The sequence below is a fragment of the Hydrogenophaga sp. genome, from assembly GCF_041633695.1.
Lineage (GTDB): Bacteria > Pseudomonadota > Gammaproteobacteria > Burkholderiales > Burkholderiaceae_C > Hydrogenophaga.
This window is the reverse complement of record NZ_JBFJMY010000102.1, coordinates 1-11,819: the sequence shown is the minus strand read 5'-3', so window position 1 is coordinate 11,819 and position 11,819 is coordinate 1. Positions and strand designations below refer to the sequence as shown.

Here is an 11,819-nt window from a genome sequence, read left to right as displayed (position 1 = left end):
CGTGTGCTTCAGTATCTGTTCCACCACCGGGTAGGTTTCGGGGTGCACACCGGTCATGTCCAAGGGGTTGTCGCCGTTGCGGATGCGCAGGAAGCCCGCGCTCTGCTCGAACGACTTGGCGCCCAGGCCGGCCACGTCCATCAACTGCTGGCGGTTGCGGAACGCACCGTGCGCTTCGCGCCAGTGCACCACCGAACGCGCCACCGCTGCACTCAGTCCCGACACGCGCGAGAGCAACGGCACGCTGGCGGTGTTCAGGTCCACCCCGACCGCGTTCACACAATCCTCGACCACCGCTTCGAGGGTACGGGCCAGTTCGCTCTGGTTCACATCGTGCTGGTACTGCCCCACGCCGATCGACTTCGGATCGATCTTGACCAGTTCGGCCAAGGGGTCTTGCAAGCGCCGTGCGATGCTGGCCGCGCCGCGCAGGCTCACGTCCACATCGGGCATTTCCTGGGAGGCGAATTCACTGGCCGAGTACACCGAGGCGCCAGCCTCGCTCACCACCACCTTCTGGATCGCCGTTAGGGCGGAGCCTGACGAAGCGGGTCCGGCCTTCTCGAGCAGCTTGATGAGGTCGGCGGCCAACTTGTCGGTTTCGCGGCTGGCCGTGCCGTTGCCAATGGCGATCAGATTCACCCCGTGGCGGGTACACAGCTGGTGCAAGGTGTGCAGCGAACCCTCCCAATCGCGGCGCGGCTCGTGCGGGAATACCGTGGCCGTGTCGACCAGCTTGCCGGTGGCGTCCACCACCGCCACTTTCACGCCGGTGCGGATGCCCGGGTCCAGACCCAGCACCACGCGGGGACCAGCGGGCGCGGCCAGCAACAGGTCGCGCAAATTGTCGGCAAACACCTTGATCGCCACTTTTTCGGCGTCTTCACGCAAGCGGGCAAACAAATCGCGTTCGCTGGAGAGCGAGAGCTTCACGCGCCAGGTCCAGGCCACGCATTTGCGCAGCAAGTCGTCGGCGGCACGGCCCTGGTGGCTCCAGCCCAGATGGCGTGCGATGCGCCCTTCTGCCAGGCTGGGCTGGCCGGGTTCCGGCGTCTCGGGCAAGACCAGTTTGGCGTCCAGCAGGTCGAGCGCGCGACCGCGAAACACCGCCAGCGCCCGGTGCGAGGGCACGCGCGACACCGGTTCGCTGTAATCGAAATAGTCGCGAAATTTCGCCACATCGGGCTGGTTTTCGTCTTTGCCCGCCAACAGGCTGCTCTTGAACATGCCTTCGGCCCAGAGCCATTCGCGCAGGCTTTGCACCAGCACCGGGTCCACCGCCCAGCGCTCGGAGAGGATGTCGCGCACGCCATCGAGCACGGCCGGCACGGTTGAAAAATCAGCGCCAGGCTTGCCGTCGTCCAGCACTTCGGCGGGGCGCGTGAAGGCGGCGGCCTGCGCAGCCGGATCCAGCGTGGGATCGCCCAACAACATGTCGGCCAAGGGTTCGATGCCGAATTCGCGTGCGATCTGGCCTTTGGTGCGGCGCTTCTGTTTGAACGGCAGGTACAGGTCTTCCAGTTCCTGTTTGGTGGTGGTCGCGGCGATCGCAGCCCGCAAGGCGTCGGTCAGTTTGCCTTGTTCGTCGATGCTTTTGAGCACGCTGCCTCGGCGGTCGTCGAGCTCGCGCAGGTAGTCCAGGCGGTACGCCAGTTCGCGCAATTGGATGTCGTCGAGTCCGCCGGTGGCCTCTTTGCGGTAGCGCGCGATGAAGGGCACCGTGGCCCCGCCGTCCAGCAGCTCGATGGCCGCCCTCACCTGCTTTTCTTCTACCTTAATTTCTGCGGCCAATTGCCGGATGATCTGCTGCATGTACTGCCTATCTGAACGCTCAAAACGGCCCAGTTTGCCATAGTTGGCCAGGCGATTTTCCGTGCTTGCAGACGGTTACCGAACACCGCCCGCGTCAGCGCAAGGTGGCAGCACGGACCCGCAGCGAACTGCTCACGCCGGACAGCACGGCACAAGCGGCGGCCAGGTACATGGCGATGGCTTCGCCCTGGCCATCGTGCGAATTCCACGCGGCATAAATGGCCGCCAGCATCAGCGCGCCCAACGTCTGGCCGGTGAGGCGCGCCGTGCCCAGCATGCCGCTGGCGGCACCGCTGCGGTGCAGTGGAGCCGTGGTGACGATGGTGTGGTTGTTGGGCGACTGGAACAATGCAAAACCAGCGCCACACAGCATCAGGCGCCAGACCAGGTTGGCACTGGAGGGCTGGTCCGGCAACAAACCGAGCAGCAGCAAACCGAGCGCGAACACCGCCATGCCGACACCGCCCAAAGCGCCATCCGGATAACGCCCGATCAGCCGCCCCGCGATGGGTGCGACCAAGACGGTCGCCAGGGGCCAGGCGGTCAGGAGCAGCCCCGCTTCCAGGTGGCTGCGGCCATGGACCTCCAGCAGCAGGAAAGGCAAGGACAGAAATGCCAGCATTTGTGCACAGAACGCCCCCACCGACGCGCCCATGGACAGCGCGAACACCGGTAAACGCAACAAATCAAGCGGAAACAAAGGCGCAGTCAGGCTCCACTGGCGGCGCAGATAGATGGCCCCTATACCAACGCCGCCCGCCAGCAGCGCCCAACCGTTGAGCGAGGCGCCCGCAGCGGCGTCGCCGCGCACACCGAGTTGCTCGGCGCCCAAAAACACCAGGGTGAACATCAACACGTTCAGCAGCACGTCCAGCAGCGAAAAGACCGGCGGCGCATGCGTGCGCATGGGATTCACCGGCAGGGCCCGCCGCCCCATCCACAAGGTCAACAAACCCAGCGGCACATTCAAGGCAAACAACCACGGCCAGGACGCCACCGACAGGATCAGCGCCGCCACCGTCGGACCCGCCATGGCAGAGGTGGCCACCACCATGGAATTGATCGCGATGCCCCGCCCCAAACGGGCACTGGGGTAAATCAGGCGAACCATGGCGGAATTGACGCTCAAAATGCCAGCCGCGCCCAATCCTTGCAGGGCGCGCGCCGCCGTCAGCGTGGTCAGCGACGTTGCGAAGGTGGCCGCCACCGATGCGAGCACAAAGAGCGCCATGCCCACGAGGTAAACGCGCCGGTAGCCCAGGCGCTCACCAAGTGCAGCCAAGGGCAGCAAGGTGACCAGCGAGGCGATCTGGTACGCATTGACGACCCAGATCGCCTGCGATGCGGCCGCGTTCAGTTCCCGGGCAATGCCAGGCAACGCGAGGTTGACGATGCTGCCGTCGAGCACCGCCAGCGTGATGCCCAGCACGATGACCCAGACCGCCTGGCGGCGCTGGGGTTGCGGCAGCCCGTCGGAAACCGCCAACGGTTCGCCCGATTTCAAGCCTGCGCTTTCGGCGCCGCGTGGGTGTGTCCCATGCTACCCAGCGTGATCCAGGCCAGCGCCACGCCAATCAACGCGCCGGTGGCCATGCCGATCACCATGGGCAGCGGTTCGCCGTTGGCAAACAGGCTCACCAGGCCCATGGCGCCCGCGCCAAACAGCATTTGCAGGGTTCCCATCAGGGCAGATGCGGTCCCTGCGATGGCGCCGTGCCGGTCCAGCGCCAGCACCGAGGTGGTGGGAATCACCAGCCCCATGAAGCCGCTGGCGACAAAATACAGGCCCATCAGGACCGCCAGTTGATCACCCCCCAACAAGTAATAGCTCAGCAAGAGCACCATGATCGTGCCCGATGCGCTGGCCGCGAACTTGACCAGCCGCACCAGTCCGAATCGTTGCCCCAGCGGTGCCGTGAACTGCGCAGCGCCAATGAACGCCGCCGCATTGAGCGCAAATGCCAGGCTGTACTGCGTGGGCGAGAGCCCATAGTGGTTGATGAAGACAAAAGGCGAACCGGCCAGAAAGACAAAAAAGCCGGACATGGCACAGCTGCCGATGCCAACCAGCCCCAGATAGTGCGCATCGCGCAGCAACAGCCAGTAGGCCCTCAAGGCACTGCCCAGGCTGCTGTCCACCCGCGCAGCGGCCGAGCGGGTTTCCTTCAACACCCCGTAGACCAAGGCCAGACCGGCCACCGCCGCCAGCGCCACCACCCAGAACACCCCGCGCCAGCCGACCACCGCGATCACGCCGCTGCCGGTGAGCGGCGCCAGAATGGGCGAGACGCTGAACACCAGCATCAGCAAGGACATCAGGCGTGCGGCTTCGGTGCCGGTGTGCAAATCGCGCACCACCGCACGCGGAATCACCATACCGGCCGCCGCGCCCAGGCCCTGCAGAAAGCGCAGCGCCACCAGGGTGTGGATATCAGTGGCCAAGGCACAGCCCACGCTGGCCAGGGTGAACAGCGCCAGGCCAAAGTAGAGCGGCGGCTTGCGCCCCACCATGTCCGACACCGGGCCATAAAACAGCTGGCCGGCGCCCAGCGAGAGAAAGAACACGGTCAGGGTGAGTTGCACCGAGCCGACCTCGGCGCCCAGACTGCGACCGATATCGGGCAGCGCGGGCAGGTACATGTCGATGGCGAACGGGCCGATGGCGGACAACAGACCCAGAATCAGGGCCATTTTGAGATAACGTGTGACAGGCATGGGCAGGATTGTGCCGTCCGGCAAAAAGTCGTGCTGGCGTGGGGGTAGCCATTTGGAAACCACTGATTGCAAGTCGACACGCTGTGTGCTGCATCAGATCCACCCCACCTGCAAGCGGTCTGGTCACACCGCCCGAAGCCGACGCCACAGGCGATCCCGCTACAACGCCCCCCCCGGTGCTTGAAGTGCTCGGCTGTAGTGCTTCTTCAGAGTCTCGGTTTGCCCGATGGGCCGGCCAAGACGGTCAAACACGGCGGCAGACGCCAGCGTCAGCGGGGAAACGGTTCGACATGGGTTTCACCACGACGACCGAAATAGGTGACGTGGCGGCCGGCGATCCAAACCGCGTATCCGATGCAGCCTGCGACACAGCACAGACGCTTGAACTCCGGATATTTCACCAAACCCTGTTGCGACCCATGGATAGCAGCTTGTATGGCGGGTGCATCAAAATGGTCGGCGATGGCGATATCCGGCATGTGCAGCGCGATGTCCAGCGTCTCGCCATCGGGTAAATAAAAGATCGTGCGGCGGGCGCGGTAGTCGGCCAAATAGGACTCGACACCGGCCCGCATCAGTTGGTCCACGACTTGGCCGAAATGCAGGCGACCTTCGGCCGAGCCTTCGGCTGCACCGCGAATGGCCGCCTGGGTGTTGTCGTTCATATTCATCTCCAGCAAGTGAATGGAAGCGCGGTCAAAGCGCCGCTATGCGACGGGAATCTGTGTGAGTTGGTGGTGGGTGACCAGTGCTTGCAAGGTGGCCATGAGTGCACCGCGCTGCTCCTTCCCTAGGTGGCCGAAAAAGTAAGCATCGTTCTGGTCGGCCAAGGCGGACAGCCGGGGGACCAATGCTTGGCCCTTGGGCGTCAGCTCAAGAACCTGTTCACGCAGAGAGTCCTTTGCCAACCACCGTTGGGCCAGTCCTTTCTCCTCCAAACGGGTCACCACTTTCGACGCGGCTCCTTTGGTCATCCCGAGCCGGCGAATCAATTCGGCGTGCGTGGTCTGCGACTGATCAAACACCACGCGCAAGGCAACCCACTCTGTCACCGAAATGCCTTCCGCTTCCAATAGCTGCTGAAAGCGCAGGGACACATGGTTGGAGACAAACCGGAGCCAATAGCCCAGGTGGGATTCCAACTGGCTGGCTTTGGGTTCTTCAGCGAAGTTCATAGGGTTTCTCAAAAAGGCTTGCGGATCATTTTAGTTTCCATGGAAACCAGGTGTCAACAAAGCCGTGAAACCCCGACCACAAACGGGTGACCACATGAGCCACCCATGCTCTCTGCCGGGGCCCCCAAGACACCCCCATGGACCTGCGCATCTGTCCGCAACACCGGCAAGCGCCCGTTGCCGGTCTTGCTGGCGCGTTCGGCGGCCACCGCGACCGCTGCGGTTCTGGCCGCGATCGTGGTGACCATGGCAGCCATCTACCGGGCCCGCTTCCCTTCGCCGTGCGTCTGCCACACAGACGCGTAGAACCCGTTCGGGCTATGTCTTCAACGGTCCTCGGGCCGCGCGCTCAGAGATCGTCAAACAAAGACGCCATGCCCATCGGCTGCGCGCCCTCGATGGCGAGCATGCGCAGCTTGGTGGCAGCACCCCCCTGGGCCGAAAAGCCGCCCGGCCGGTTGCCGGCGGCCAGCACACGGTGGCAGGGCACCACGGGCGCAAACGGGTTGTGGCCCATTGCCTGGCCTACAGCCCGGGCCAGGCCCTTGTCGCCCAAGGCCTGGGCCAACTCGCCGTAGGTCCGGGTCTGCCCGGGTTCGATGGCGCGGGCCAGCGCATAGACCTGGCGTTGGAACGGGGTGAGCCGGTCCATGTCTAGCACGACCTCGCGCAAATGCCGTGGTTCACCTGCCAACAAGCCTTGTATGCCGGCCATCGCCTGGCTCACCGCAGGGGGTGGCGGCACCCCTTCGGGTCCTACTGCAGGCAGCGATTTCAGCAAGCGCCGCCGGGTCGAAGCTGCGTCCACCTCGGGCAATTGCACCGCCAGCACACCGCGTGGCCCCCAGGCGATGCCGCAGACACCGATGGTGGTGTCGAACAAGGCGTGCCCCACCTCGTCGGCGGCGGTGCGCAGTGGCATAGTCCCGACTCAGGTGCCGCGCAGCGCTGCGCGCAAACCCACGCCGATCTCGGGCCGCTCGGCGAAGGGGTCGCTGGGATTGGTGGCCGACACGATGGCCTGCATGCGCTGCTCCACGTTGCCCAGCGCGCGCGGGTGGCTGAAGATGTAGAACTGGTCCGCGCTGATGGCGTCAAACACCTTTTGCGCCACTTCGGCCGCCGTGACCTTGCCCGAGTTCACCGCCTTGTCGGTCATGGCCTGGCCAATCAGCTGACTGGCAGTGGGCTTTTCCTGGGCCATGTCACCGGGCCGGTTGCGGTGGCTTTGGCTGATGCCCGTGGCAACAAAGTACGGGCACAGCACGCTGGCGCTGAGCTGCTCGCTCACCAGCTTCAGATCCTGGTACAGGGTCTCGGTCAGGCTCACCACCGCGTGCTTGCTCACGTTGTACACGCCCATATTGGGCGGGTTGAGCAAGCCCGCCATGCTGGCGGTGTTGACGATGTGGCCCCGCCACGCCGGGTCGGCCTTGGCTGCGGCCAGCATCATGGGCGTGAACAGGCGCACGCCGTGGATCACGCCCCAGACGTTGACGCCCAGCACCCATTCCCAATCCTTGACCGAGTTCTCCCAGATCAGACCACCCGAGCCCACGCCGGCGTTGTTGAACACGAAGTGGGGGGCGCCAAAGCGCTGCTGCACATCCACCGCGATGGCTTCCATCTGCTCGGCGCTGGACACGTCCACCTTGCGCGACAGCACCGCGGCACCAGCGGCCTCCATTTCGGCCGTGGCACGGTCCAGAGCGTCCTGCTGCACGTCCAGCAGCACGAGGTTCATGCCCAGGCGGGCGCCGATGCGGGCGCATTCCAGGCCAAAGCCCGATCCGGCTCCGGTGAGTACGGCAGTCTTGCCTTTGAAATCTTGAATCATGTGGTCTCCTTTTGATCGATGGATGTGAAGTGAGTGGGATCAGGCGCGGACCATCTCGATGTGGTCGATGCCGTCTTCCACATAGGGTTTGTTGTCCGACACGAAACCGTGTTGTTGGTAGAAAGATGCCAGGTGCGCCTGGGCACCGATGCGAATGGCCTGCACGCCCCACCGGCGGTGCAACTCGGCGATCGATTCGCGCATCAGCGTGTGCCCAAGACCTGTGCCACGTGCAAGGGGTGAAATCACCACACGACCGATGCTGGCCTCATGGAACGCAGTGCCTGCGGGACTCAAGCGGGTGTAAGCAAGCAAGCGGGTATGGCCTTGTTCATCGGTGGTTTCGCCCATCCAGTGAATCGCCTGCTCGTCCAGGCCATCGAGGTCTTGAAAGGCGCAAGCCTGCTCCACCACAAACACCTGGGCGCGCAAGCGCAACAGGCGGTACAGCTCGGCCACGCTCAGCGCTTCAAACGCCAGGCCACGCCAGCGCAAACCCGCCAAGGACACAGCGGTTTTCACGCCTTCACTTCCCTCAGCACAAAGCCGATGCGGGGGAAATGCACATGCACGCGCCCCACCCGCTCGTCTTGCCGCTCCAGGGTGTAGCGGGTGCGGGTGGCCGCGCGCAGAATGCCGGCGGTCGGCTCCTGGCCAAAGGTTTCGGCCGACACGGTCACGCTCGCACCCAGGGCAATGCCGTGTTCGTCCTGGAAGGTCTCGTCGGTCAGCGACGCAGGTTCGCTCGCCGCCGCTTGGGCAATTGCATCGGTAGCGGTGGATTTTTCCATCTGACCATGACCCAGGGCGTGCATGCGGTCCATCCAATCCAGCACGCCAGGGGTCGCGTCCAGCACACCGGCCATGGCCGGGTTCACCACCCGGCTGAACCACAGTGGGTGGTAGGCGGCGAAGTCGGCCACACAAGGCGCATCGCCCAACAAGAACGGGTGCTCGTCCAGCATATTGGCCAGGCGCCGCAGGTAGCTGCGGTAGGCGGCGGCGGCGTCGCCAGGGCGCAGGCTGGTCATGCCGGCGCGCATGGCACCCCGGTCGGCGGCAAAGGCCTGGGCGGCTTCGGGCGGTTGGCCGGCGAACATGGCGGCAGCGCCTTTGGGGCTGAGGTTGTAGCCCATGGCGGCCCAGAACAAGCTGTTGTCGGCCCATTGGGCGAGCACGCGGGCAACGCCTTTGTTGTGCTCGGGGTAGAGCGTGGGTGTGGCTTGCCGGTGTTCGAGCACGTCGCAGATCAGCGCGGTGTCGCAATAGATGTCGGCGCCGATCTGCAGCACGGGTGTGCGGCGGTAGCCGCCGGTCAAAGGCAGCAGGTCGGGCTTGGGCATGATGCGCGGGATCACCACGCTCTTCCAGCCCAGTTGTTTGTAGCCCAGGATCAGGCGCACCTTCTCTGAAAAAGGCGAGCTGGGGTAGTGGTGCAGGATGAGGTCAGACATGGTTCAGCAATCTCCGTTCACGTTGTGGTTCGTTCGTCCTGAGCTGGTCGAGGGACAGGCTCAGCCCGCAGGGCGTTTGTGCTCCGATCATCCCGAGCCCGCCGCAGGACGCGGCATCGCACGCTCGATGATGGTGTCGAAATCGGTGCCAGCGCCGAGCGAGCCAAAGCTGTGGCCCCATTGCCCACCCAGGCGCGAATCGCAAAAGGCTGAAAACACAGCGCCCGGCGCGGTTTGCGCCAGCAGCGCGGCCTGCACCGCCAGCGCCACATCTTGTGCCAGGCGCCGGGCCTCGATTTCGGTGGCCATGTCTTGCACCTGCAGAGGCAAGCGTTCGGCCAAGTGGTCCAGCGCCGGGTGCATGCCACGCGCCGGTGCCAGTTCGTGCGCCAACGCCTCGGCCGCATCGGCCTTGCGCAGGGCGCGCAGCAGATCCAGCGCCATGATGTTGCCCGCGCCTTCCCATATGGAGTTGAGCGGCATTTCGCGGTAGATGCGCGCCAGCACACCTTCACCGCCCTCTTCCACATAGCCGTTGCCGCCCAGGCATTCCATGGCCTCCTGGGCGAAATGGCTGCCACGCTTGCAGATCCAGAATTTGGCCACCGGGGTGAGCAAGCGGCTCATGAACTGTTCGTGGGCATCGTCGCGGCGGTCAAAGCTGCGCGCCAGGCGCAGGGCCAGTGCCGTGGCCGCTTCGGATTCGAGCGCCAGATCGGCCAACACGTTGCGCATCAGCGGCTGTTCGATCAAGGTCTTGCCAAAGGCTTGGCGCTGGCTGGCGTGGTTCAAGGCAAGAGACAAGGCCTGGCGCATCAAGCCGCTGGTGCCCAGGGCGCAATCGAGCCGGGTCATGCTGCCCATGGCCAGGATTTGCGGCACACCACGGCCCTCTTCGCCCACCAGCCAGGCGGTGGTGCCCGCAAACTCCACCTCGCTGCTGGCGTTGGCCTTGTTGCCCAGCTTGTCTTTGAGGCGCTGGATGGCCAGCGGGTTGAGCGAGCCGTCCGGCAGCACGCGCGGCAGAAACAGGCAGCTGAGACCCGAAGCGGTCTGCGCCAGGATCAGAAAGGCGTCGCACATGGGCGCGGAAAAAAACCATTTGTGCCCGGTGACGCGGTAGCGCTGGCCCCAATCGTCTTGACCCACAGGCTCGGCGCGTGTGGTATTGGCCCGCACGTCCGAGCCACCCTGCTTTTCCGTCATGCCCATGCCCATGGTCAGGCCGGTTTTTTCACGCCAGCGCTTCAGCACCGGGTCGTGGCACCGGCTGGTGAGCCCGGCTGACCAGTCGGCGTAAATCGCCGCATTGCCCTGGAGCGCAGGTGTGACCGCGTAGGTCATGGAAATCGGACACAGGATGGAGGGTTCCAGCTCGGTAAACAGCATGAACCCGGCGGCACGCTTCACATGCGCGTGGCCACTCGCTTGCTCGGTCGGGGCATACGGCGTGCCGTGCAAGCCTGCGCCCGTCGCCGCCGCCATCAGCGCGTGGTAGCTCGGGTGGAACTCCACCTGGTCGATGCGGTGGCCGAAACGGTCGTGGCTCTTGAGCTGTGGCGTACACACATTGGCCAACCGCGCATGGGTCTGCATCTCGGCACTGCCCACGCGCTCACCCAGCGCATGCAACGGCGCGGTATCCAACGACGGCGCATTGAACGCCAGCGCCGCCTGCAAGGCCTGGTTGCCCGCGAACAGGTTGACGTCCACCAGCGGTCCGGGCTGGTTGAAGACTTCGTGCGTGGTACTCATATGGCCTCCAGGTGGACGGTCAGCGGTGACTCTGCAGTAGCGAGTAAGAAGCCCAAGCCGGGCCACCGAGGAACCGACTCTGCCGAGCCGCTGGCGCCCCTAGAGGGGTCCGGGGTGGACGTCAAGCTCTGCGGCGCAGAGGGTCAGAGCTTCACCAGTTGCTTGCCGAAGTTCTTGCCCTTGAGCAGACCCATGAAAGCCTCGGGTGCGGCGGACAGGCCTTCGGCCACGGTCTCGCGCGGGCGCAGCTTGCCCTGGGCGACCAGGGTGCCGAGTTCGGTCAGCGCTTCGGGCCAGACTTCCATGTGTTCGCTGACGATGAAACCCTCGACCTTCAAGCGGTTCACCAGGATCAGCGCCGGGTTGGTCAGCGGCAGCGGCTGGCCGTCATAGCCGGCGATCATGCCGCAGACCGCGATGCGGCCAAAGGCGTTCATGCGCAGCAAAATGGCGTCCAGGATCATGCCGCCCACGTTTTCAAAATAGCCGTCGATGCCGTTCGGGCAGTGCTCTTTGAGCGCCTTGGCCAGCGAGTACATGTCCTTGTGCAGCTTGTAGTCGATGCAGGCGTCAAAGCCCAGTTCGTCCACCGCGTAAGTGCACTTGTCCGGGCCACCGGCAATGCCTACGACGCGGCAGCCACGGGCCTTGGCCAGCGCACCGAAGGCGCTGCCCACGGCGCCGGTAGCGGCGCTGATGACCACGGTTTCACCGACCTTGGGGTTGATGATCTTGACCAAGCCGTACCAGGCGGTCACGCCCGGCATGCCGACCGCACCAAGGTAGTAGGACAGCGGCACGTGCGTGGTGTCGACTTTGCGCAAGGCGCCGGGCTGGGTCGCGTCGACCACGCTGAATTGCTGCCAGCCGCCCATGCCCACGACCTGATCACCGGCCTGGAATTTGGGGTGCTGGCTTTCGACCACTTCACCGACGGTGCCACCGATCATGACTTCGCCCAGCGCCTGCGAGGCGGCGTAGCTTTTGCTGTCGTTCATGCGGCCGCGCATATAGGGGTCCAGGCTCAGGTAGTGGTGGCGCACCAGCACCTGGCCATCGGCCAGGGCCGGT

The 11,819-nt window shown here is 64.8% G+C and carries 11 protein-coding genes; all 11 read right to left on the bottom strand.

Annotated elements, in window-relative coordinates:
- On the bottom strand, nt 1-1,812 hold a 1,812-nt coding region (locus ABYB95_RS08645), incomplete at its 3' end, for a Tex family protein (RefSeq protein WP_372658064.1).
- 94 nt (nt 1,813-1,906) lie between these two features.
- Nucleotides 1,907-3,316 (bottom strand): MFS transporter, encoded by a 1,410-nt coding sequence (locus ABYB95_RS08640; RefSeq protein WP_372658063.1) that lies wholly within the window; start codon nt 3,314-3,316, stop codon nt 1,907-1,909.
- Complete coding sequence (locus tag ABYB95_RS08635; protein ID WP_372658062.1) at nt 3,313-4,527, bottom strand: multidrug effflux MFS transporter; 1,215 nt, start codon at nt 4,525-4,527, stop codon at nt 3,313-3,315. The genes ABYB95_RS08640 and ABYB95_RS08635 overlap by 4 nt, the downstream gene beginning before the upstream one ends.
- Nucleotides 4,528-4,796: 269 nt before the next feature.
- Nucleotides 4,797-5,192, bottom strand: a complete 396-nt coding sequence (locus tag ABYB95_RS08630) for a DUF1398 domain-containing protein (protein ID WP_372658061.1) — start codon at nt 5,190-5,192, stop codon at nt 4,797-4,799.
- A gap of 42 nt (nt 5,193-5,234) precedes the next feature.
- Nucleotides 5,235-5,702 carry a MarR family winged helix-turn-helix transcriptional regulator gene (locus ABYB95_RS08625; RefSeq protein WP_372658060.1) on the bottom strand — a complete coding sequence of 156 codons (468 nt, stop codon included), beginning with the start codon at nt 5,700-5,702 and terminating at the stop codon, nt 5,235-5,237.
- Between the two features lie 349 nt (nt 5,703-6,051).
- A complete protein-coding gene (locus tag ABYB95_RS08620) occupies nt 6,052-6,624 on the bottom strand; it encodes a methylated-DNA--[protein]-cysteine S-methyltransferase (RefSeq protein WP_372658059.1) in 573 nt (190 codons plus the stop codon).
- 9 nt (nt 6,625-6,633) lie between these two features.
- Nucleotides 6,634-7,539 (bottom strand): SDR family oxidoreductase, encoded by a 906-nt coding sequence (locus ABYB95_RS08615; RefSeq protein WP_372658058.1) that lies wholly within the window; start codon nt 7,537-7,539, stop codon nt 6,634-6,636.
- A gap of 39 nt (nt 7,540-7,578) precedes the next feature.
- Nucleotides 7,579-8,061 carry a GNAT family N-acetyltransferase gene (locus ABYB95_RS08610; RefSeq protein WP_372658057.1) on the bottom strand — a complete coding sequence of 161 codons (483 nt, stop codon included), beginning with the start codon at nt 8,059-8,061 and terminating at the stop codon, nt 7,579-7,581.
- Nucleotides 8,058-8,993, bottom strand: coding sequence for a glutathione S-transferase family protein (locus tag ABYB95_RS08605; protein WP_372658056.1), 936 nt, complete (start codon nt 8,991-8,993; stop codon nt 8,058-8,060). The genes ABYB95_RS08610 and ABYB95_RS08605 overlap by 4 nt, the downstream gene beginning before the upstream one ends.
- A gap of 87 nt (nt 8,994-9,080) precedes the next feature.
- Nucleotides 9,081-10,748: an isovaleryl-CoA dehydrogenase gene (locus ABYB95_RS08600; protein ID WP_372658055.1), complete on the bottom strand. Its 1,668-nt coding sequence runs from the start codon at nt 10,746-10,748 to the stop codon at nt 9,081-9,083.
- 143 nt (nt 10,749-10,891) lie between these two features.
- A partial coding sequence (locus tag ABYB95_RS08595) for an NADP-dependent oxidoreductase (RefSeq protein WP_372658054.1) occupies nt 10,892-11,819 on the bottom strand: 928 nt, incomplete at its 5' end.